Genomic DNA, 21,804 nt, shown 5'->3' on the forward strand with positions numbered 1-21,804 from the left:
TAAAAATATCCCAAAACAAAAGGTATCTCTATGAAATTACAACTATTTATGGCATCTTTGCTCTGTACGGCTGGTATTCATGCGTCACAGTCCCATGGTACGAAAACGCTCAGTGAATCACAAGAGGGAATCAAATATATCAAAATGCTTGGCGGTACACTGAAAAGTCAATTGAAAGCACAACTCCAAGCAGATCCAAGTGGTTTGGGTGCTATTGGTTTCTGTACTGCGCAAGCACAGCCTATTACAGACGAGGTCAATGCACAGCTTCCGGACTATGCCAATGTAAGAAGAACTTCTCTTAGAACAAGAAACAGTATGAACAAGCCTGATGAAAAAGATATTGAGGTGATGAAAGAGATCGAGGATTCGATCAAGCATAAAAGAGCTGCAGCCATGATGATAAGAAAAGTGAACACCAAAGAGGCCACACGTTACTACAAACCATTGGTAATAGAAGCAGCATGTCTAAAGTGTCACGGTGAGAACATCTCTCCTGAGATACAAGCAGTGATCCAGGAATCATATCCTGATGAGAATGCCAGTCATTACACTTTAGGTGCATTTAGAGGAGTCATTGTCTCTGAGATCAAAAAACGTTAAATGATCTCTGACTGAGGATTTTTTCTCTCCCCGGGTTTTCTTCTTGATGTGACATAAAGGTTACATCAAAATGTTATATTTTTGATGAAGAGCCGGGGAAGGGCAAACAATGAAAAAAGCACTATTAAGCATAATGAATATCAGGCATTGGAAAAAACAGGAAAGATCGTTTGTATATCTATGATGTTAATGGGTATCTTCAATTTTCTTTTGTGAGTTTTATGATATATGACCACTAATTGATAAGAGTATTACTTGATGTAGCAAATTAATCTGCATTATCTTTTTTCAGCCATAGTGATCAGCTGTCTCTCCTGTAATCAGAAAGAAAGTAAGATCATTCATTCTTTCAAATAACGCATATCCCACTTCGCCTTATATAACAAAAAAGGCTTCTGTATTTTCTTCTAGATCATATATTGTTTCACACCAGACATCCAAAAATATGATAGAATAAATAGGTATATAATTAAATTGTTCATGACTGTTTCTATCGAATAAGGCGAACGCCGAAAAAGTTGTGTAATTGGAAAATTAAATGTGAATGAAGGGGAAAAAATGAAAAAGATCATTTCAGCACTGTTTATTTTCATCCTGGCAAGCTCAGCGTGGACAGAAGAAGCTGTCCGAAACCAGCAGACGGCAGTTCCCAAGACCACACTCAATGCAGCATCGAACTATCTTGATTCTGTGTTGATGAATACGCTTAGGTCTCTTGAACTGATTGCCTCTACTCCGGAGGCCAAAAACGGTGACTGGAAAGGGATCAAGCACTACCTGAAACAGCTGAAAGAGGTTACGCCAGGGGTCTATTTCTATGTTATGCCCGATGGAAACTACTACTCCGTGACACTCGATTACACCAATCTAAATCTTAGCAACCGGGATTATTTCAAGTCGCTCTTTGCCGGAAATCCAGTGATGGGTTTTCCTATCTACAGCAGATCCTCCGGGAAGAAGTCAGCTCTGATGGCTGCACCCATCATAACAACGGATGGCAAAGCGACCGGTGCACTCGGTGCCTCGGTCTTCCTGGATGAGCTGCATGATAAACTCAACCGCGAATTTTCCCTGCCAGATGCGTACACGTGGTTTGTACTGAACTCCGAGGGGATGATGATGCTTGACAACGACAGTGATTTCATTTTCATGAATGCTCTCAAACAGGGGAGTGAATCACTGCATGATGCCGTTTCAGAAGCCCTAAAAATGCAAAGCGGTCCCGTACAGTATCAGCTCGACAGCCTCCGTCATGGATATTACCAGAAACTGCCAAATATGGATTGGTGGATGTTCCTTGCTAAGATTGAGGGATCAAAGGCGGCGCCCCCGCCACAGCTGAAACTTTCGCTTGATCGCTTTGTACCCGATCTGCAAAGCCGCTTGAACACTATTGACGCATCACTGGCAGCATTGATCGAAAAAAGCAGGGTGGATGTCAAAAAAGAGAGTGAGATCAGGAGACTTCTCAATACACTCCTTGATGAGACCGCCGATATTGTAGAAGCCTCTTTTGTCGATGCGAAGGGGGTCATGCGTTACGTAGAACCACGCGAATACAAGAACTTCGAGAATACGGATATTAACTCCCAGGAGCATGTAAAGGCCATGCTGCAACAACCTGCACCTATGCTCAGCAGGGGATTTACGGCAGTCGAACATTTTACGGCAGTGGTCATATCCCGTCCGCTTTATGACAGTACAAAAACATTCTCAGGTTCCATCAACCTGCTGATCCGACCCGAACTTCTGGTCGACTCCCTGCTTAAAAACATGACCATTCCCGATGACTATGAACTCTGGATCATGCAGCCTGACGGCATGATCATCTACGACCAGGATAAAGGAGAGATCGGCAGGATGCTCTTCAGCGATCCTATCTATAGTGGCTACGGAAATCTGCTAAAACTGAGCAAGAAGATCGTCTCTGCTCCCACCGGTGAAGGAAGCTACATCTATCTTTCACCCGAGTCCAACGAAAAGGCCATAAAAAACGCTATCTGGCAGAGTGTCAGACTCCATAACCGAGAATGGCGGGTCGTTCTGGCCTATCGTCCTTATGAAGAGAAATAGCCACTACAAGAGTTCCGATGGTATGGGTAGTATGCCCATGACTCAAGAATTCGGGCTCTCTTCCAATAAGTTTAGCTGTTTATCATGGATCTTTGAAAGCATCATCAGTGCCGCAACAGGAGTAAAGATGCATAAACAAAGATATTTCATTTGATATTCTCTAATATTATTTTTTCGCTGTCATTAAAAAAACGGTAAATTCTGCATGTGGTTTAGCTATTTTGTTGGCTAAACTGAAGGTCACATCTTTGAATCCTGCTTCCTGGGCATACTCGGCAAGTAAATGTCGATCAAAACCATAATGGAAGACACCTTCATTGTCACTGTGGAAAGTACCATCTTCACTGTCCAGATCAGCAATTGCAATAAATCCATGCTCATCAAGCATGCTATAGAACTTTGCAAAGAGGGCAGGAATATCTTCTAAATGGTGGATCGTCATAGATGAAATGATGCCATCGAACTTTCGTTCAAGTGTATCAGTACTCAGATCTTTCTCTATCACTTCAGTATTACATGAAAATTGACCACACTTATTTTGAAATTCCCGTAGCATAGAAGGTGAGTTGTCTACCGCTACTATTTTCTCTACATACGGTGCAACAAAGTAGCTTAAAAGCCCTGTACCTGCACCGAAATCCATAAGTTCCATGGATTTATCCAACTTTATATTATTTACTATTAATTCCGCTATACCTTGTGCATTCTGTACACGTTTACTGTTCATGTCCCATGTTTTTGATTTATCTGCAAAATGATCAACTTTTGTTTCCATCATAATCCTTAATATTATTTAGTATGTCCCTAAAACAGTGTCTCTTGTTTTTCCAGTTTTATATTATCCCAGAAGAAATCTACATGTTTTTCAAACATAGAAACGACTGCAGAGGTCGATTTTTTATCTAATTTTAGCAAAGAAACCTGCATTTGATAGAAAAATAGGGGAGAAAAGAACTCATTTGCCAGTAAAAGTGGGTCTGAGGACTTGATCATCTCATCCTGCATCATCATAAAGAAGAGGCTTGAGAGCTTTTTAACGTTCTCCTGGTAGAAATACTCATTATAGATCTCTCTGATCCGTTCATTTCTGTAGATCTCCTGCATCAATAGCTTTAAAAGCGCCTCATTTTGCCCATCAAAGCCTATAAGCTTAAAAGTAGTGGCAATAGACATTAAGAGAGACTTTCCTTGTCTATAAAGCTCTGAGGCCTCTTTATCGCTAAATATAGTGACTATTGCAGAAGAGGTAAGTTCACTTACCAATGTTTCAAGGATCTCATCCTTGTTCTTAAAGTGGTTATAAAGCGCGCTTTGTTTCATATCCATAGCCCCAGCGATATCTCTAACCGTTGTTGCCTTATATCCTTTAGTTGAAAAGAGTTTCAGGGATATTTTGAGTATTTTATCTTTGGTTTTACTTCCTTTAGTAGGGGAAGAACTAACGCTCTGCTCGTTCATTGTGGCTCCTTTAGTGACATTATAGTGAACAAGTGTTCATTTGTCAAGTGGGGAATTTTAAATCAAAAGAACATTTGTTCATTTATATTTTCTATGATAGATTTAAATATGAACATCTGTTCTTTTATTTATCATAACTATATTTCACCAATGAACAAGTGTTCATTAAAAACCCATCATCTGCCCTGTATACCGTACTTTTCGAGATGTCAAATAAATAACAGTTGTCTTTTGGAAATTAAATGGAAAGATGCTTCTGTCTAATACTAATAAATATTAGAATCACATGTAAATTTGTCTATATCATCTGGTGCAAGATAACTTTTCATGTGTGGGTGTAACTATATGATAGTTGTATTTTTACTGAAGAGGGTTTTCGTATTTTAACTATTTTGTTTTGGATTATTTTTTCATTGGTTAAAAAAATGAGGTTTAGTTAAATTGTCATCAGATCAGAAATTATATTTTATCTTTTTGTTAAAAAAATCCGATCAGACATATTTAACATATAGGTAAAATTTTTATACACATCAAAATCTATGTTTGATCATTTTTTTAATTTTTCATACAACGCAATGTAAAAGTTCTGACATGAGATATTATATATATAGAGATCAAATAAGTGTTTTTTACAAAAAACTTTTTTTCAAAAACCATTTAACCCTTACACTGATCCAGGAAAGAGAAGAGAGTTTCTTTTTTGATAGAATTTATATTATGTTAACCAAAGTGTTATTATTGATCTTTTTTATATATTATTTGTGTATCTCTACACAAATAACTGTTTATTGTTTTGGACGATCTTATGAAGTTGTTTTAACATCTTACCATCCAAGGATCTTTGTTTGATCTTTGAAACCATACCTACAAGATGATCATAGGAATGAAAATCCAAATTTTCTTTATGCAGAGCCTTTGTACTCAAATACTCCAAAACTTCTCTTCTACTGACAATATTTGCTCCTTCAAGATCTTCTATGAGTCCTTTCAGGTAATCGTCATCTTCTTCACTAACCAATTTTGCAGAAATTTCATCTGCGGCATCTTGCTCTAGTCCCCTGCTGTATAATAAAGAAGCAATACTCGATGAGACAGAATCATTGATATTTTGATGATATGAAACGGTAGTGAACACAGCATTTGCCATCACTGGATTCAGGGCCAAACCTGAAATGATAAGTGTCAGAGTGAGAAAGTTTTGTTTGTGCATTAAGAATCCTTTTACAAATCATAGTCTAATAAGGTTAATGAATCTTTTTTTGATACATACTACAGTAGATAATTCTTATGGAAATATGCTATTATTTGATAAGGGAAGAAACGAATATATGAATATAAACAATTTTTTACATAGTGGTTTTAAGTTTACCGGTGATGAAAACCTTCAGCAGTTTAAATTTAAAATGCTGAATTCTATTTTGATCATTGTCGTTTTTTTTTCTCTTCTTTTTGCTTTGCTGAGTGACTTAGGTATGAATGACATAGGTCCTATTCATACCAAAGTGAATTATGTGTATAGTTTTCTGACACTGATGCTTATTTATTTTCTCCGACTTTCCAAACAAAATGATACAGCTGCATCACACGCTCTACTTATGATCTCATTGATCACATTTACATCAGCACTTATTTTTGTACCACAGGATGAGTTTAGGATCATATGGTTCTACCTGTTGATTTTTGTTGCGTATATAATCAATGGAAAAATAAGCGGTCTGCTCTATACATTGGCATCAATAACGATTATACTGATCGCCAATTTCACTATCGATCTGCATCTATCGAATGTGGCTATTCATTCAGCTATTTTGGGGCTGATCATAGGTAGCTTTTTATCTGATGTGTATACCAGTAAAATCAACAATTATGAAAGCAGTTTAAAACAGCAAAACAGCAGTTTAAGTATATTGGCTTCTACAGATTATCTGACAGGCGTTATGAATAGACGTATGTTCAATCAGATCTCCGAACACTATTTTGATACAGCACAGCAGGGTCATTTGAGTTTGACACTTTTGTTACTCGACCTGGATCACTTTAAAAAGATCAATGATACATACGGTCATCAAACCGGAGATCAACTATTGATATCTTTTGTTCAAACTGTCAAAAACCTTTTAAGAAAAAGTGACATATTCTCCCGTATAGGCGGTGAAGAATTTGCAATACTTCTTTCTCAAATAGATAAACAAGATGCTTATCTTTTGGCTGAAAAAATTCGTAAAGCAGTTGAAAATATCACGGTTCACTATGAAGGTCATAATGTGTATGTGAGAACCTCTATCGGTATCGCCCAGAACAGTGCAACAGACAGTTCATTTGATGATATTTTTTCTCGTTCTGACATGGCACTCTATAAAGCCAAAAAAGAGGGACGAAACCGTACATGTTGTGCAGCATTTTCAGAGCATGATATCAATTGTCCACAACCATTAGAACAGGCTGAAAGGTTGGATTTTTCTATCTAAAAAGTTTCAACGTCTGCTACATATTAGTCCTGTATATAGAGGGTTTTTTTTAAATTATAATGAATTAGGCTATGATATGATATTTGATATTTAAAGGAAGCCAATATGCAATATAGATACATAGGAAAAACCGGACTTCGTGTCTCACCTATCTGTATGGGGACCATGACCTTTGGGACACAGTGTGACAAAAAAGAAGCGTTTGCCATCATGGATAAAGCCTATGATCATGGGGTGAACTTCTATGACACCGCTGAACTCTACCCTGTTCCACCCGATGCAAAACTTGCGGGTATTACGGAAGAGTGGGTAGGTGAATGGATGAAAACAAAAGAACGTGATTCTATCATCCTGGCTACCAAAGTAGCCGGTGCTGCAAGTGGCTGGTTCGTTCCTCCTATCCGTCATGGCATGACGGCCATGGACAGATTTCATATAGAACGTGCGATAGAAGGAAGTCTGAAACGACTCAAAACAGATTACATTGACCTTTACCAGATGCATTGGCCAGATACTGTTGTTCCTATCGAGGAGTCACTAGAAGCATTTGACAGACTGGTAAAAGCGGGAAAGGTCCGTTATATAGGAACCTCCAATGACACAGCTTATGGTACAAGCAAAGCCCTGATGACCTCGCAGTACAAAAGCTACGCACGCTTTGAGTCCATACAGAACAACTTTTCGCTGTTAAACCGAAGATTTTTGGATGAGCTATCCACCCTTGCTCAAAAGGAACAGGTGTCACTGCTACCCTACTCACCGCTAGCAGGAGGGGTGCTTTCAGGAAAATACAACCAGGGACTAAGACCAGAAGATGCCAAAGGAAGATTTGCAACCTACCTGAAGTCCCCTAACCAAAGACAACGCATCATGGCTCAGCGTTTTATGAATGACAAAACACTGGCATCCACGCAAAAATACTTAAAAATAGCAGCAGATGCAGGACTGCACCCGGTCACACTTGCGACAGCCTGGTCCAAACAGTTCGATTTCGTGGCTTCCACCATCATAGGGGCAACCCATGCCGATCAGCTTGATGCTTCGCTTGCAGCGATAAATCTCACGCTCAGTGATGAAGTGTTAAATGCCTGCGACAAAGTACATGAAGAGATACTCTACCCTATGGGGTAAAATATCTCTATAGAGCCTCTCCTTTTATTTAGTTGCTTTACCCTCTTTGATAATAAACGTATCCTGCATTAATTCTAAAGATCCGGCATGGTTTTTTGCTCTATATCGGCAAACTGTCGTCCACCCTCTTTCATCTGAACGGATCGGACCACACCTTTCTTCTTGCAGGGAATCGGGATATTGAAGTGTTTTATTCCAGTATTCATAGACTTCAGAGGGAACACCCGTACTGTACCTCCCGTACGGTTTTGGACCGAATTTTGTTTCTAACTCATTTAATTTTGCAGCTTCAGAGGCAAGTTGTATAGCTCTTTGATGGTTTTGTTCTGATATCTGTGTATCTATAGGTGAGCTGGATGTGTCAGTATGTTTTTTCATCCATAAAGGTTCTGTGATCCATAACGCCAACAAAAGCAGTGCAAAGAGTATATACTTCATTATTTTCATCATCTTGTCCTTATGTTTTCAAAAAATAGTGTATTTTACCATCTATATTCTGATTTATCTTTTTTTCATATTTCTCTATAATATAAGCAAATAAGCAGTAGTATAATATAAATAGATGAAAAAGTGGAGGGAAACTATGCCTTTAACACAAAATATAAAAGAGAGATTGGATTCTTGGCTGCATATGCTGATCGAGGCGAATGGTGCTGACCTCCATATTAAATCGGGTAGCCAGATACATGCGCGTGTAAAAAGTGACATTGTGCTTTTATCTAACGAAAAACTAGATACAAAGAGCATTGAAGAACTTGTGAAAATGTTGACAGGTGATGCGTATGACGAGTTCCTGAAAACAAAAGAATTTGATGGTGCCTATGGACTTGATGAAAATTACCGTTTCCGTATCAATATTTTTATGCATCTCACTGGTTTTGCACTGGCCTTCCGTCTTATACCTTCCTATATCAAAACCATAGAAGAGCTGAACCTCCCTGCTGCCTTACATAAACTCACTCATCTTAGACGTGGTCTTGTTCTGGTCACAGGAACAACCGGAAGCGGAAAGTCCACAACCCTTTCTAGTGTTATAGAAGAGATCAATAAAATATATCCACGTCACATCATCACTGTTGAAGATCCTATAGAGTATGTACATAATGATATACAATCTATCGTAGAGCAACGAGAACTGGGATTGCATACGACCAGTTTTTCTCGTGCATTACGTGCAGCAATGCGTGAGGACCCTGATATTATTGTGGTTGGTGAAATGCGTGATATCGCAACAGCTGAAAGTATTTTACAAGCTGTCAATACTGGGCATCTTGTCTTTTCAACTGTCCATACGTTGGATGCTAGAGAAACTGTTGACCGCATCATCGCTATTTTCCCAAATGAGGAACAGAACCGTGTACGTGAAACCCTTGCAGCAACCTTGGAGGCTGTGATTTCTCAACGTCTCATAAGAAGTACATCCGGAGAGATGATACCTGCTGTAGAAATGATGTTTAAAAGTCCTCAAATCCAGGAACTGATTCGAAAGAAACGTGATCATGAAATCCCGGATGCACTTGAAAAAGAGCATACCAGCTATGGTTCCATTAGCTTTAATCATGCACTTTTTGATCTTGCATTGGCAGAGAAGATCACAGAAGAACAGGCATACCAGTATGCAAGCAGTCCTGCTGACCTTAAATTGATGTTCACCGTCAGTACCGAGTATGAAGAAAAATTCCACCCGGAGTCCAAAGGTGATGCGCCTTTACTGAAAGAGGAATGATCATGAAAAAGAAATGGAGTTTTGACTCCACTTCTTTTTGCTTTATCCTCACATTTCTGACACTTTCTTTTTTATTATCAGTAAACAAACTCATACATAATTCGTACATAAAGTTATAATATAATAATAGTAGTACCAAATTTTTTCTAAACCAAAGATGTAAGAAGCATAGGTATTGAATCATAATTAGTTTACTATCTAAAGTTACTCTTTTAAAAAGATCTTTTGAGTTTTAAGAAAAATCTTGAATAAAGGAGTGGCCAATGTACACAAGAAAAATAGTTTATTTTCTTATAGTTTTCAGTAGCCTAGTGCTTATAGGGTGTGGTGGTGGATCCAGTGACACTAGTACGGATACACCCACAGATATCAATACTTTTCCCGATGTAGTCTTACATGATCCTACCTTTGAATCACTTCATTTCAGTGGCTCACAAAACTGTGCACAGTGTCATGATGGTATTGAAGATGCTAATGGTACAGATGTATCTATCGTCAAAGCATGGCAAGGTACGATGATGGCCAATGCCGCGACAGATCCGTTCTGGAAAGCAAAAGTAGCTACTGAAGTCAAAGAACATCCTGAGTTTAAAGAAACTATCGAAGGTAAGTGCAGCCGATGCCACACCCCTATGGCAAATGTAGAAGCGGCATACAATGGTGATACCGTTCTACTTTCAGGTGATGGGTTTCTCAACCATGAAAACCTGTATTACGATGCTGCTATGCAAGGGGTCAGCTGTACACTCTGTCATCAAATAGAAAATACACCTGAACTGGGTACGACTGAAGGCTTTACCGGTGGCTTTGTTATAGATACGAATAACACCGGTACAGACCGTACAATCTATGGCCCATATACGAATCCAAGAACGCAACCAATGATAAATAGTGTTCAATTTACACCAGCGTATAGTCCACATATGAACGAATCCAAACTCTGTGCCAGCTGTCATAGCCTTGAGACTCCCGTCATCGCTACAGATGGAACTCTCACCGATTTTACTTTTCCAGAGCAAGCTGCGTACACCGAATGGGAGTACAGTGACTTCAATGGAACACAAAGCTGCCAAGACTGTCACATGCCAAAAGCAGAAGGTAGTGTGATTATCTCTACTAAACCAACTAATAATTTGCCAAGTCCTAGATCGCCATTCTTTCAACATAAATTCCTCGGTGCCAACACCTATATGCTTGAGATCCTCAAGAACAACCGTAAAAAATTAGGGGTTTTGGCAGATGAAGCAAGGTTTAATGAGAGTATAACGGATACCAGAGAGTTTCTTAAAGCCGCAGCTGATGTCAATATTACACAAGTGAGTATTGAGAATGGTCTGCTCAACTTTGATGTGAATCTTACTAACCATAGTGGTCACAAGTTCCCGACAGGTTTTCCTTCACGCCGTGCCTGGCTTCATGTGACAGTAAAAAATACAGCCAACCAGATTGTTTTTGACTCAGGTGCTCTTAACAGTGAAGGCCAGATCATCGGTGTGGATGACACGCTGGCAGCCAATGAGTATGAACCACACCATGATAAGATCGATAATGATAAAGATGTACAGATTTATGAAACGATCTTGTCCGATACAGACAATAAAATGACCTACATACTTTTGCATGCACTGCATTACCTTAAAGACAACCGAATCTTGCCAAGGGGACTTGATAAAGATGATGTAAATCTACCTGAGACTATCAATGCGCATGGCAACGCGGAAAATGACAATGACTTTATTGGGGGAAGCGATACCGTAGAGTACGAGATAAAAGATCTACCGGCAGGTGATTATACTATCACTGCCACATTACACTACCAATCACTCTCTTTTGGTTTCGCTCAAGATCTGTACAAAAATACCGAGTTACCTGAAGTTGCCCTGATGAAAGCGCTTGATGAGAGTACGACAAATCGCTATGAGACTATCTCAACAGACATCGCATCTGTTAAGATCCCATAAAAAGATCAAGGTACTACGTAGAAATACATAGTGCCTAGATACATAGAGATAATTCTACGCAGTTGCCTTGTGTACTGCCTTTTTAGAAGCATCCCAGGCTTCGCCTGTATCCTGCTTAATACCGTTCCACGTTTTTGAGCATCCGGACATCATCATACCTAAAGTCATTAAGAGTGCTATGATAGTGATTTTTTTCATAATCTGATCCTTTTTTTCAAAATTATATCCAACTTTATATTATATAGTATTACTCAGCGGAATCTTCTCCTGAATCAGCCTCGTTTGTTGGTTTGTCGACCACTTTGGCGAGTATCTCAACATAACATTCTGCTGCACCTGTCGCTTTGAGTGCATCAAGTTCCTTGATCAGTGCATCAAACTCAACTACTTTTGCTGACTCTGAAGTAGCCCCTATTTTGCAGTCAAAATCCCAATACATTGTTTTTGCATCCGGCAGTTTCTTTTTCTTTTCACGCTTGACATATTTGCGAATCTCATGTTTTACCGCTTCAAGCACGCGGTCTTCATGTTTTTTCTCATCTGTGAGTTTAAATATTTTTTTCATCTTTTATCCTTCTGATTTATTTCTATTACGGTTTCTATTTCTGTTATTGCTTCTAGCGCCATCACGGCTGCCACCGTTGTTCGCATGTGCACTATTGCCGCGAGGCTTATTGCGTGAATTTCCTCCGCCATTGCCACGGCCTTTTCCTCCGCCTCTACCATTTTGAATAGGCTCCGCCTTGATGTTCGGATCGGGTCTAAATGCTTCAATATCGACTTTTTTGATCTCTGACTTGATGAATTTTTCTATATTTTTAAGCAATTCATGTTCATCTACACAAACAAGTGAAACCGCCTCACCACTCTGCCCTGCACGTCCTGTTCTACCTATACGGTGTACATAGTCTTCGGGTACATTCGGCAGTTCATAGTTCACCACATGCGGAAGCTGGTCTATGTCTATCCCTCTTGCAGCGATGTCTGTGGCCACGAGAACACGGATCTCATTGGCTTTGAAAGATGCCAAAGCTTTGGTTCTGGCTCCCTGGCTTTTGTTCCCGTGTATGGCCGATGCAGAAATGCCATACTCTTCAAGCTCTTTGGTCAGCTTGTTTGCCCCATGTTTTGTACGTGTAAAGACTAAGACCTGTCTCCAGTCTTTTATCTTGATAAGCTGGGAAAGCAGTTCTCTCTTGCGCCTTTTATCTACGAAGTGTACCACTTGGGATATCTGGTCCGCCGTTGTATTTTGACGTGCCACTTCTACAAGTACAGGGTTCTTTAAAAGTCCCGATGCCAACGTTTTGATCTCCGGTGAGAATGTGGCTGAAAAAAGCAGTGTTTGTCTCTTTTGCGGCATCAGTTTCATCAGTTTTTTGATGTCATGAATGAATCCCATATCCAGCATACGATCCGCTTCATCGAGTATGAGACACTCAAGGGCAGAAAAATCAATACCTTTTTGACCCGCGATATCAAGCAGTCTTCCCGGTGTGGCGATGACGATATCCACACCTTTACGAATCGTTGCCAGCTGAGGGTTGATACCCACACCACCGAAAATAACCGCAGATGTGTAAGGCATATGTTTACCATATGTCTTGATGCTCTCAGCCACTTGTGCCGCGAGTTCTCGTGTAGGGGTAAGTACCAAAGCACGGATCTGTTTTTTTTGCATTCTTGGTTGTGTTTTGGAAAGCTTTTCAAGTAACGGAAGTGTAAATCCTGCGGTTTTTCCTGTACCGGTTTGTGCTGCGGCCAAGACATCTTTTCCTTCTATCACGACAGGAATGGCTTTTTGTTGTATGGGAGTGGGCGTATCATAGCCCTGCTCTTTGATCGCTTTTAAAAGAGGTTCAGATAACCCCAGATTTGTAAATGACATGTATGTATACCTTATGAACGAGCCTACCATCTGATGTGAGAGGTCGGTCCTAGGCTAAGTTAGTTGTTTAATTTTATTGTAGTGCCCCAAGGGCATTATTCCCTATAGTCAGGGTAAATAGAAGTCGTTGACCGATGTACGCTTAAATTGTTTGACATTATAGCGTAATTTTATAGTCATTATATTTTATATGTAAGGATGATCAACATTTGGATATCCATCTCCTCATTATTAGTTTATTTAAATACAATATAATATAATCAGACAATGAGGAGATGACTATGGCAGATGAAGATTTTATGAGACTTGAAAAAATTGTCTATGACAATGACTTAGAGGCATTTAAGAAAGAATTTGAGAACGGCATGGATATTGACATTCAAAATATATACGGATGGACCCCGCTTCACATAGCTATCAGACGGGACAGAAGAGATATGGTTGAGTATCTTTGGGGACAAGGAGCCGATATCGATAAAGTAGATGGTGTTGGATGGACACCTCTCATGGAAGCTGTGATGGATGACATGCCGGAAATTTGTGCCTATCTTATAGAAAAAGGTGCTGACGTTACCATCGCCAATCATAGAGGTGCAACCGCAGCTATGATTGCTCAAAAATTTGGACGTGACTCCATGGCAAAGTATTTTAAGTAGTCCCCATTCATGTCAGATTCACACAGCCATCATCACCATGAAATAAATAACTATAACCGTTCTTTTGCCATAGGCATTACACTCAATGTCATTTTTGTGATCATTGAAGTAAGTTATGGACTTGTTGCTGACTCTTTGGCACTTATAGCAGATGCCGGGCATAACTTCAGTGATGTTCTGAGCCTTATGCTTGCATGGGGTGCAAGCTATCTGGCAACGAAACACCCAACGCACAAAAGAACCTATGGCTTACGTAAAGTCACCATTATGGCTTCTTTGGTTTCGGCTGTATTACTTCTGGTGGCACTGGGCGGTATCGCGTGGGAATCCGTAGAACGCCTCTCTTCCCCTGAACCTGTGAATGGGATGATCATTATTGTGGTTGCTGCGATCGGTGTGGTCATCAATACCGCAACAGCACTGCTTTTTGTCAAAGGTCAAAAACATGATCTTAACATCCGGGCAGCATACCTGCATATGGCGGCTGATGCAGCCATCTCTTTGGGTGTTGTAGTCGCCGGTATCGCCATCATGATCACAGGCTGGCTTTGGCTAGATCCTCTTATCAGTCTTTTTATTGTGTTAGTTATCCTGATCGGAACATGGAGTCTACTCAGAGATTCTATAGATCTCTCCATCGATGCAGTACCACAGGGGATAGATGTTTACCATATCAAAAACTATCTCACAGGTCTAAAAAATGTAACCGAGATACATGACCTGCACATTTGGGCCATTAGTACCACGGAGATAGCCCTGACCGTGCATCTTGTAACGACCCATGAGCTGATCGACAATTGTTTCTTGGAACAGATACAAGCACATCTTCATCATCACTGTGGCATTAGCCATGCCACTATTCAGATCGAAAATGAAGCGGACGATTACAGCTGTGTATTAAATCGTGATGAATGTAAATTTTAAACCTTGATACTCCATGCAAAGCAGGAGTTCATCACTTTGATGAGCCCCGGAAGCTCACTGCTGCATTTTGTAGTTTTATAGATATCACGGTACACTTCTATTTCCAAAAGAAAAAAACATGTCCTCATCGCTTAACTGGATAAAGCAGGGCCCTCCTAAGGCCTAGCTCGAGGTTCGAGTCCTCGTGGGGACACCACCATCTACCTCTTAACATACTTGATATCACAACTTTATGCACAATGTTATGTAAAAAAATGACAATATGACATTTTTTCAGCAACTCTCTCTATAATAGACTATGATACACCTACACAACAAAGGAGTCAATGGTGGAAGGTATGATAAAAGTGATGTATACAGTGATGTGCAAGAATGATGTCAATGAAACAGTGAGCCTGGCTGAGATACTGGCAAATGAAAAGGTTCAGAAGGCCATCAAGAGCGAATTTGCTCCGGGGCTGAGGAACCTTGCACTCTCTTGCAAAGAGGATACAGAGGTTTATTTGAAAACAGACAAGGTCGTGTATGAAATGACCGTCAGCAAAAACGACTTTGCGGACCTTGTGGTGCTGGCTGAAGAGGATGCCCGAAAACATAAACGTCTCAAAAAAGAGTGTGATGGAGTGGAATTGGTTGATATTTTAACCATTGAGTAGACACAAGGATCACTTTTTCATGTTATACTTAGTCAAAATAAAGAATGATAGAAGACTATGGCAAAGAAAAAGAAAAAATACTTTATAAAACTGAATAATAAAATACGGAACTATTTTAATGGTCTGCCTTTTGATGAAGGGGTGGATACGCTGGATGAAGACAAGCTCATAGAGCTTATCATGCTGCTGGAACTCACCCTTCCCTCACATACCAAAGAAGAGATGGTACGTGCACTCAGACGTGTCTGGAGTGAAGGTGATGCAGTCTCCAGAGAAAAGATAGTCTCTTACCTTACAAAGCGTTACAAAGCGGTTCCCTACTCCGGAGAGCGTAAGCGTCCTCAAGACAAAGTAGAGAAGATCCTCCAGCTCTTAGGTGACACTGACTACACCAAACATGAAGAAAACCTGATCCTTGAGGCATTTATCGATGTGAAAAGCAGTAAGATCACTGAAGAAAAAGTACGCAATAAGCTCAACTATTTACGAATGAGAAACCGACTTCATACACTTGAAAAATCTTTGGAAGTCGTGTTCAATTCCATGAATGAAATGGAGTTTTACCATAGCTTCACTTTTTCACTGCAGAACTTTGACTTTAATAAACTGCTTCTGTGTACAACTGCAACGCTGAATGTAGATGAACTCTGGAATTTGGACGATGAAGAGATCATCACTAAACTCGAAGCGCTAAAAGAAGAGACTATTAACAAAAAAACTGTAGAGATAGAAGCGTTTCTGAAACATGTACAGGATACTAAACATGCTTACCTGACAGAACAAGAGATCAGTACTGCACTCAAAAGTATGCCTCCGGAAGTATCACTTTATCATGCGCCTCTGGCATTTGAAACTGTTGAAAAAATATTGAGAGAGATCAGCGATAAATATGAAGTGTTTGAAAGCACGGATCATATCATTATAGAGAAAGAGAAAAACGATGACCTGTTTGGTACCACACTCTTTTACAATACCTCTGTTTCCTATGAAAAACCGTTTATTTACAACCTCATTTGGAGAGGCAAAGAACTGCCTGTTAAAGAAGATATCAACCGGGTCAATGATGATCTCCTTGCACACTTCAGAGTTGCAATAGATGACGTGATCTCCGATATGAGAGAAGAGAGCGACAAACTGGATATAGAAGATGAAAAACTGCATGAGTTCATCGTACGTTTTGTAGAACCGCAGATACGATCCTCCAACGTGCTCAAGTTCAAAGAGAAAAGTAAAAGACGCATACTCTTTCACTTCGGAGAATATATCAGGCCTCTGCTTGAGAAACAAAAACGTGAAGAGTTGCTGGCTAAAACGATCCGTGACTTTAAAAACCTCTTCCCTCTTGCGCGTGAACTGAAAAGAAAGATCATCTTTCATGTAGGACCGACAAACTCCGGGAAAACCTATGCATCACTTAAAGAGCTGGAGGCGGCAGAGACAGGCTACTACCTTGCACCTCTGCGGCTTCTTGCACTCGAAGGGTATGAAAATCTCAAAAAAGAAGGTGTCGCGGTCTCGCTCATCACGGGTGAAGAAGAGATCATCGACGAAGAATCCACCCATATCTCTTCGACGATAGAGATGATGAATGCCTCAGTAGATGTGGATGTTTGTGTCATCGATGAGATCCAGATGATCGCAGACCGTGACAGAGGATGGGCTTGGGCAAATGCGCTTATAGGCGTACCTGCCAGAAAAGTCATACTTACAGGGTCCAGTAATGCGCTTCATGCGGTAAAGGAACTCTGTACCTACCTGGGTGAAGAGTTGGAAGTGGTCCACTTTGAACGAAAAAATGAACTGTCCATGCTGCCTAAACCTACCTCCATGAAGCATATAGAGCCCCAGACCGCGGTCGTTGCCTTTTCCCGACGTGATGTCCTTTCACTCAAACAGCAACTCAGTGAAAGGTATTCGGTCTCTGTCGTATACGGTAATCTTTCTCCTGAAGTCAGACGTGAAGAAGCCAGACGTTTCAGAGAAGGTGAAAGCCAAATACTCGTTGCCACAGATGCTATAGCCATGGGACTGAATCTTCCCATCAAGACCCTGCTCTTTTCCAAAGACAACAAGTTTGACGGTCTAAGAAGACGCGAACTTCTTCCTACAGAAGTACTCCAGATCTCCGGACGGGCAGGACGTTACGGTTTTGAGGAAAAAGGATATGTGGGTGCATTGGATGAGACGGCACTGGCCACCATCACTTCAGCCTTTCATATGCCGCTTCCGGACCTTAAATTGCCTGTTTCTGTCATGGCCAGTTTGGAACATGTCATGCTCATAGGTGAGATACTCGAAACCGATAACATATTGGATATTCTTGCATTTTTTGCGGAAAATATGGAGTTTGAAGGTCCTTTTGTAGCCGCTAACATCGACTCTATGCTCGAAATAGCCGCCATCGTCAGTGAATATGATCTGGACCTGAAAACTCGTTTTTATCTCTCCTGTGCACCTGCAAGTATCTCATCGCCCTATATAGAATCGGTCTTCCACCGTTATATCCGTCAGATCGAAGCAGGAGGGAAAGTACTCTATATCCCGCCACGAGACCTCCCTGCGTTTGCACAGACCAATGATATGCTGCTCAATGCAGAGGACAGGGTAAGAGAGATCTCACTCTATCTGTGGCTCTCCTTCAAATTCCCCGATATTTTTCAGGATACGGACAAAGCTGTGGCCGCCAGAGTACGATTGAACAACTTCATTGAAAATTCTCTTAGACAGGGACACTTCACCAAACAGTGTCGTAAGTGTGGGAAGGTACTTGACTTCTCTTACAGATTTTCCATTTGTGATGAGTGCCACAGTAAAAATAAAAGAGGCGCAGGATCTTCGGGCTATACTGGCTATCGCGGCCGAAAACGACGGTAAACAAGACTCTGGTTGAATTGAATAGAGACTTGCATGCAGATAAACAAAGTATCAAATAATGAGCAGCTAAGCACCATTGAAACGCTTGCAAATGAAATATGGTATGAACACTACACCCCAATCATAGGCAAGCATCAAGTGGCGTATATGCTGGAGAAGTTTCAATCCGTTGAAACGATGATGGAACAGATCAAAAACGGTTTCCAATACTTTTTAATTCTAGATGACAATGTACCCGTAGGATATATGAGTGTGGAACTTCTCTCAGATAGCGTGTTCCTAAGTAAATTTTATATGACAAAGAGTGCACGGGGTAAAGGATATGGACGAAGAATGATAGCCTACCTGGAAACGTTGGCCAAAGAAAAAGATCTTCACACTATTTCACTCACAGTCAACAGGTATAATACGGGAAGCATTACCATGTATGAAAAAGTTGGTTTTGTTGTTTCCGGCACAGTGGTGAAAGATATCGGTGAAGGGTTTATCATGGATGACTATCAGATGGAAAAGAGACTCTAAACTTCCTGATTTCATCTCAGTAGGATATAATAAGAGAAAAACAATTCAAATGAACAGAAAGAGTATCTGCAAGATACTCAGGAAAACAAACAGTTTATATTCAATGGATCATAAGCTATGAACAAGCATTTAACAGTGCCCAAGTATAAAAATATTGAACCGATAAAAGGCACTGACGATGACAGAAAAATTCATAGTAAAAGAAAGATCCAAACTTTTAGATTTTCTTTTTATCCATCTTACAGGCTGGTCCAAAAAGACCATCAAACAGCGTTTACAGGGGTCAAGTATTGCTGTGAATGGTGAAATTAATACCAAACATGATTTTCCTCTACATGTCAATGATGTGGTAGAAGTGGGTGTAGTCAAAAAAGCTTCGACACAGACGCTACACAAATTAGAGATCCTCTATCAGGATAAAGAGATCATCGCTATCAATAAACCTGCGGGACTTTTGTCCGTTGGTAATACGACAGAAAGCAAACAGCATGCCCTTGCCATACTGAGGGATCAACTCTCACATGGTAAAAAACAGGTGAAGCTCTGGCCTGTACATAGATTGGATCGGGATACCTCGGGCATACTGCTCTTTGCAACCTCCAAAGAGATGAGAGAAGCGGTGATGGACAAATGGGGTATATCTGAGAAGGTCTATCTGGCTATCGTTGAGGGGTGTCCAAAAGAAAAAAAAGGGACCATAGATCAACCCTTAAGAGCCGATGAAAAAGTGTACCGCATGCATGTAGGGAAACATCCCGATGCCAAACCTGCCATTACCCACTATGCCGTGAAACAAACCGTCTCCGAACGATCTTTGCTGGAGGTCAGAATAGAAACAGGAAGACAGCACCAGATACGGGCACATTTGGCTTGGCTGGGGCACAGTATCATCGGTGATGAACGTTATGGAACCAAAGGTGAAAGAATGGGACTTCATGCAAAAAAACTGACAATTATCCATCCTGTAAAGAAAAAACCTATCTCTTTTGAGGTAGATGCTCCAAGGGATTTTTATGCACTTTTGCGTTGAACAGGGAAGATTGTTCTTCTGACAAAAAAAGATAAATTGATGTAAGCCACATCAGTAAAACTTCTCTTGATCTCTGCAGATAGCAGCCTCAACTTTTTACACACTTCTTTAAATTGTGGTATACTTTTCATATGTTCATGGGCAAGAATGTACAAAATCTTGATCTCAGCCATACAGTTTAAACTGTTCCATCAACCAAAGAGGATGTTTTATGAATGTTAAAATTATTTCCATCATTGCATTGATCGTTCTTGTTGTTTTGTTTGTTGTGCAAAATATTTCTGTCGTAGAAATTACATTTTTATTTTGGTCTCTTCAAATGTCTCGTGCCTTACTTATTTTTTTCCTGCTTGCGATCGGTATCGCTATAGGTTGGCTTTTACATGCGCACTTTAAAGGTGAATGATATATCATACAAAGAACTCGTATGGATCTGATGTACATCTCATTTTTGCTATAATGCCAACAAATATATGTAATTTTCATATAAACACTCTATAGATTTGAAAGGAAAAATCATCAAATCATTTGAAAAACTCAATTTACATCCTGATATTCTAAAAGCCATAGCATCTGTCAAATACGAACAAACAACGGCGATACAGAACAAAGTCATACCTCCTGCACTCAAAGGTGCAGACATATTGGGTGCATCAAAGTCCGGTACCGGGAAAACAGCCGCCTATGTACTCCCACTGCTCAATAAACTGCAGAAAATTGTAAAACATGACCAGAAAGTAGTGAGAGCACTGATCATCGTTCCTACGATAGAGCTAGTGGACCAGGTTTCTCGTACGATCAATGACTTTAGCAAATATCTTGATATCAAGAATGTAAAGGTTCAAGGGGGGATACCCAAAAGTGCTCAACTCGAAAGGCTCTCTCAAGGTGCTGATATTATTGTCGCCACACCGGGAAGACTGCAAAGCTTCATAGAAGATAAAAAGATCAATCTCTCCTACATTAATACTGTGATCCTGGATGAGGCAGATACCATGCTGGACCTGGGATTTCTTGGTGAGATACAAGGGATTCTCAAGCACTGTGCTCAGCCAAGACAAACAATGATGTTTTCTGCGACCATTTCACAAAATATTAAAAAACTTGCAAAAGAGTTTTTACGTGACCCTGTTATCGTTGAAGTAAGCCAGAGAAGAGATGTCGTTGATTTCATTGCGCACAGAGCCTACAAGGTAGACAAAGCCCGGAAAGCAGAATTGACCGCTAAGCTCATCCAGGATATGCATTTGGATCAAGTTTTACTTTTTGCCAGTACCAAAGAGTCTGCCAACAAGATATATGAATACCTGAGAAGTCAAAATATACGTACTTCCATCATACATGGGGATCTTACAAGAGGTGCCAGAGCAAAATCGTTAGCCCTTTTGAAAAGTGGGAAAACCCAGGTATTGGTAGCCACTGACATTGCGGCAAGAGGTATAGACATCAAAGAGCTCTCTATGGTCATTAACTATGATATGCCTGAGGGTACGGATGACTTTACGCATCGCGTAGGAAGAACCGGTAGAGCAAACCATAAAGGCTCAGTCATCTCTATTTTAACGACAAGAGATTATGATGTCTTCTCTAAAATGGAAAGAAACTTGCGCCTGAATATCAAAAGAGAGATCTATACCGGTTTTGAACTGACAGACAAACAGCCAAGACAAAAACAACCGAAGAAAAAATCACTGATCGAGCGAAAAGGCGGATTTGACTTTCATAAACAAAAAATGCAAAAGAAAAATGCACAAAAAAAGATCGGTCAAACAAAGAAGAAGCCAACAGGACGAAAAAAATAAAAGATCCGTACCTTGACTTGAGAGAAGGTATA

At 40.3% G+C, this 21,804-nt stretch carries 21 protein-coding genes and 1 tRNA gene; 15 read left to right on the plus strand and 7 right to left on the minus strand.

Annotation, left to right across the window (positions count from 1 at the left end; genetic code table 11):
- The first annotated feature begins 30 nt into the window (after positions 1 to 30).
- A complete protein-coding gene (locus LDM98_RS02345) occupies positions 31 to 603 on the plus strand; it encodes a DUF3365 domain-containing protein (RefSeq protein ID WP_223897732.1) in 573 nt (190 codons plus the stop codon).
- Between the two features lie 558 nt (positions 604 to 1,161).
- Entirely contained in the window at positions 1,162 to 2,676 is a 1,515-nt protein-coding gene (locus tag LDM98_RS02350; protein WP_223897733.1) for a cache domain-containing protein, read from the plus strand.
- 166 nt (positions 2,677 to 2,842) lie between these two features.
- On the opposite strand, the gene LDM98_RS02355 is transcribed toward LDM98_RS02350, so the two are convergent.
- The 3 genes from LDM98_RS02355 to LDM98_RS02365 form a co-directional block, all read right to left on the minus strand.
- On the minus strand, positions 2,843 to 3,451 hold the full coding sequence (locus tag LDM98_RS02355; protein WP_223897734.1) for a class I SAM-dependent methyltransferase: 609 nt from the start codon (positions 3,449 to 3,451) through the stop codon (positions 2,843 to 2,845).
- Positions 3,452 to 3,480: 29 nt separating this feature from the next.
- Positions 3,481 to 4,134: a TetR/AcrR family transcriptional regulator gene (locus LDM98_RS02360; protein ID WP_223897735.1), complete on the minus strand. Its 654-nt coding sequence runs from the start codon at positions 4,132 to 4,134 to the stop codon at positions 3,481 to 3,483.
- A 769-nt stretch (positions 4,135 to 4,903) separates the two neighbouring features.
- Positions 4,904 to 5,344 carry a hypothetical protein gene (locus LDM98_RS02365; protein ID WP_223897736.1) on the minus strand — a complete coding sequence of 147 codons (441 nt, stop codon included), beginning with the start codon at positions 5,342 to 5,344 and terminating at the stop codon, positions 4,904 to 4,906.
- Between the two features lie 118 nt (positions 5,345 to 5,462).
- Between LDM98_RS02365 and LDM98_RS02370 the strand changes: the two genes are divergently transcribed.
- Together LDM98_RS02370 and LDM98_RS02375 are read left to right on the plus strand one after the other, a co-directional pair.
- Entirely contained in the window at positions 5,463 to 6,602 is a 1,140-nt protein-coding gene (locus LDM98_RS02370) for a GGDEF domain-containing protein (RefSeq protein WP_223897737.1), read from the plus strand.
- 105 nt (positions 6,603 to 6,707) lie between these two features.
- Positions 6,708 to 7,733, plus strand: a complete 1,026-nt coding sequence (locus LDM98_RS02375) for an aldo/keto reductase (protein WP_223897738.1) — start codon at positions 6,708 to 6,710, stop codon at positions 7,731 to 7,733.
- Between the two features lie 24 nt (positions 7,734 to 7,757).
- On the opposite strand, the gene LDM98_RS02380 is transcribed toward LDM98_RS02375, so the two are convergent.
- Positions 7,758 to 8,180, minus strand: a complete 423-nt coding sequence (locus LDM98_RS02380; RefSeq protein ID WP_223897739.1) for a hypothetical protein — start codon at positions 8,178 to 8,180, stop codon at positions 7,758 to 7,760.
- Between the two features lie 136 nt (positions 8,181 to 8,316).
- Here LDM98_RS02380 and LDM98_RS02385 point away from each other — a divergent pair, with 136 nt between their 5' ends.
- A complete protein-coding gene (locus LDM98_RS02385; RefSeq protein WP_223897740.1) occupies positions 8,317 to 9,459 on the plus strand; it encodes a type IV pilus twitching motility protein PilT in 1,143 nt (380 codons plus the stop codon).
- Between the two features lie 263 nt (positions 9,460 to 9,722).
- Positions 9,723 to 11,420 (plus strand): multiheme c-type cytochrome, encoded by a 1,698-nt coding sequence (locus tag LDM98_RS02390; RefSeq protein ID WP_223897741.1) that lies wholly within the window; start codon positions 9,723 to 9,725, stop codon positions 11,418 to 11,420.
- Between the two features lie 54 nt (positions 11,421 to 11,474).
- Here the strand turns inward: LDM98_RS02390 and LDM98_RS02395 are convergent, their stop codons facing one another.
- From LDM98_RS02395 to LDM98_RS02405, 3 genes are read right to left on the minus strand one after another with little or no spacing between them, the layout of a single operon-like run.
- Positions 11,475 to 11,618 (minus strand): entericidin EcnAB, encoded by a 144-nt coding sequence (locus tag LDM98_RS02395; RefSeq protein ID WP_223897742.1) that lies wholly within the window; start codon positions 11,616 to 11,618, stop codon positions 11,475 to 11,477.
- 49 nt (positions 11,619 to 11,667) lie between these two features.
- Positions 11,668 to 11,985, minus strand: coding sequence for a DUF6172 family protein (locus LDM98_RS02400; RefSeq protein WP_223897743.1), 318 nt, complete (start codon positions 11,983 to 11,985; stop codon positions 11,668 to 11,670).
- A 3-nt stretch (positions 11,986 to 11,988) separates the two neighbouring features.
- Entirely contained in the window at positions 11,989 to 13,308 is a 1,320-nt protein-coding gene (locus LDM98_RS02405; protein WP_223897744.1) for a DEAD/DEAH box helicase, read from the minus strand.
- Between the two features lie 281 nt (positions 13,309 to 13,589).
- On the opposite strand from LDM98_RS02405, the gene LDM98_RS02410 reads away from it, so the two are divergent.
- The 9 genes from LDM98_RS02410 to LDM98_RS02450 all read left to right on the plus strand — a co-directional run bounded on the left by LDM98_RS02410 (position 13,590) and on the right by LDM98_RS02450 (position 21,772).
- Positions 13,590 to 13,964 (plus strand): ankyrin repeat domain-containing protein, encoded by a 375-nt coding sequence (locus tag LDM98_RS02410; protein ID WP_223897745.1) that lies wholly within the window; start codon positions 13,590 to 13,592, stop codon positions 13,962 to 13,964.
- A 9-nt stretch (positions 13,965 to 13,973) separates the two neighbouring features.
- Positions 13,974 to 14,888 carry a cation diffusion facilitator family transporter gene (locus tag LDM98_RS02415; protein WP_223897746.1) on the plus strand — a complete coding sequence of 305 codons (915 nt, stop codon included), beginning with the start codon at positions 13,974 to 13,976 and terminating at the stop codon, positions 14,886 to 14,888.
- Positions 14,889 to 15,008: 120 nt separating this feature from the next.
- Positions 15,009 to 15,084 (plus strand) — tRNA-Arg (locus tag LDM98_RS02420).
- A gap of 130 nt (positions 15,085 to 15,214) precedes the next feature.
- Entirely contained in the window at positions 15,215 to 15,544 is a 330-nt protein-coding gene (locus LDM98_RS02425) for a hypothetical protein (RefSeq protein ID WP_223897747.1), read from the plus strand.
- A 57-nt stretch (positions 15,545 to 15,601) separates the two neighbouring features.
- A complete protein-coding gene (locus LDM98_RS02430) occupies positions 15,602 to 18,418 on the plus strand; it encodes a helicase-related protein (RefSeq protein WP_223897748.1) in 2,817 nt (938 codons plus the stop codon).
- 33 nt (positions 18,419 to 18,451) lie between these two features.
- On the plus strand, positions 18,452 to 18,940 hold the full coding sequence (locus LDM98_RS02435; protein WP_223897749.1) for a GNAT family N-acetyltransferase: 489 nt from the start codon (positions 18,452 to 18,454) through the stop codon (positions 18,938 to 18,940).
- A gap of 178 nt (positions 18,941 to 19,118) precedes the next feature.
- Positions 19,119 to 19,970, plus strand: coding sequence for an RluA family pseudouridine synthase (locus LDM98_RS02440; RefSeq protein WP_223897750.1), 852 nt, complete (start codon positions 19,119 to 19,121; stop codon positions 19,968 to 19,970).
- A 211-nt stretch (positions 19,971 to 20,181) separates the two neighbouring features.
- Positions 20,182 to 20,376 (plus strand): LapA family protein, encoded by a 195-nt coding sequence (locus tag LDM98_RS02445; RefSeq protein WP_223897751.1) that lies wholly within the window; start codon positions 20,182 to 20,184, stop codon positions 20,374 to 20,376.
- Between the two features lie 97 nt (positions 20,377 to 20,473).
- Positions 20,474 to 21,772 (plus strand): DEAD/DEAH box helicase, encoded by a 1,299-nt coding sequence (locus LDM98_RS02450; protein ID WP_223897752.1) that lies wholly within the window; start codon positions 20,474 to 20,476, stop codon positions 21,770 to 21,772.
- Positions 21,773 to 21,804: the final 32 nt, after the last annotated feature.

This window comes from Sulfurovum sp. TSL1 (genome assembly GCF_019972135.1).
Taxonomy (GTDB): domain Bacteria; phylum Campylobacterota; class Campylobacteria; order Campylobacterales; family Sulfurovaceae; genus Sulfurovum.

Bases quoted from the DNA above. Each gene is read 5' to 3' on its own strand.
- LDM98_RS02345 (WP_223897732.1), top strand. From the start codon at position 31: ATGAAATTACAACTATTTATGGCATCTTTGCTCTGTACGGCTGGTATT.
- LDM98_RS02350 (WP_223897733.1), top strand. From the start codon at position 1,162: ATGAAAAAGATCATTTCAGCACTGTTTATTTTCATCCTGGCAAGCTCA.
- LDM98_RS02355 (WP_223897734.1), bottom strand. From the start codon at position 3,451: ATGGAAACAAAAGTTGATCATTTTGCAGATAAATCAAAAACATGGGAC.
- LDM98_RS02360 (WP_223897735.1), bottom strand. From the start codon at position 4,134: ATGAACGAGCAGAGCGTTAGTTCTTCCCCTACTAAAGGAAGTAAAACC.
- LDM98_RS02365 (WP_223897736.1), bottom strand. From the start codon at position 5,344: ATGCACAAACAAAACTTTCTCACTCTGACACTTATCATTTCAGGTTTG.
- LDM98_RS02370 (WP_223897737.1), top strand. From the start codon at position 5,463: ATGAATATAAACAATTTTTTACATAGTGGTTTTAAGTTTACCGGTGAT.
- LDM98_RS02375 (WP_223897738.1), top strand. From the start codon at position 6,708: ATGCAATATAGATACATAGGAAAAACCGGACTTCGTGTCTCACCTATC.
- LDM98_RS02380 (WP_223897739.1), bottom strand. From the start codon at position 8,180: ATGAAAATAATGAAGTATATACTCTTTGCACTGCTTTTGTTGGCGTTA.
- LDM98_RS02385 (WP_223897740.1), top strand. From the start codon at position 8,317: ATGCCTTTAACACAAAATATAAAAGAGAGATTGGATTCTTGGCTGCAT.
- LDM98_RS02390 (WP_223897741.1), top strand. From the start codon at position 9,723: ATGTACACAAGAAAAATAGTTTATTTTCTTATAGTTTTCAGTAGCCTA.
- LDM98_RS02395 (WP_223897742.1), bottom strand. From the start codon at position 11,618: ATGAAAAAAATCACTATCATAGCACTCTTAATGACTTTAGGTATGATG.
- LDM98_RS02400 (WP_223897743.1), bottom strand. From the start codon at position 11,985: ATGAAAAAAATATTTAAACTCACAGATGAGAAAAAACATGAAGACCGC.
- LDM98_RS02405 (WP_223897744.1), bottom strand. From the start codon at position 13,308: ATGTCATTTACAAATCTGGGGTTATCTGAACCTCTTTTAAAAGCGATC.
- LDM98_RS02410 (WP_223897745.1), top strand. From the start codon at position 13,590: ATGGCAGATGAAGATTTTATGAGACTTGAAAAAATTGTCTATGACAAT.
- LDM98_RS02415 (WP_223897746.1), top strand. From the start codon at position 13,974: ATGTCAGATTCACACAGCCATCATCACCATGAAATAAATAACTATAAC.
- LDM98_RS02425 (WP_223897747.1), top strand. From the start codon at position 15,215: ATGGTGGAAGGTATGATAAAAGTGATGTATACAGTGATGTGCAAGAAT.
- LDM98_RS02430 (WP_223897748.1), top strand. From the start codon at position 15,602: ATGGCAAAGAAAAAGAAAAAATACTTTATAAAACTGAATAATAAAATA.
- LDM98_RS02435 (WP_223897749.1), top strand. From the start codon at position 18,452: ATGCAGATAAACAAAGTATCAAATAATGAGCAGCTAAGCACCATTGAA.
- LDM98_RS02440 (WP_223897750.1), top strand. From the start codon at position 19,119: ATGACAGAAAAATTCATAGTAAAAGAAAGATCCAAACTTTTAGATTTT.
- LDM98_RS02445 (WP_223897751.1), top strand. From the start codon at position 20,182: ATGAATGTTAAAATTATTTCCATCATTGCATTGATCGTTCTTGTTGTT.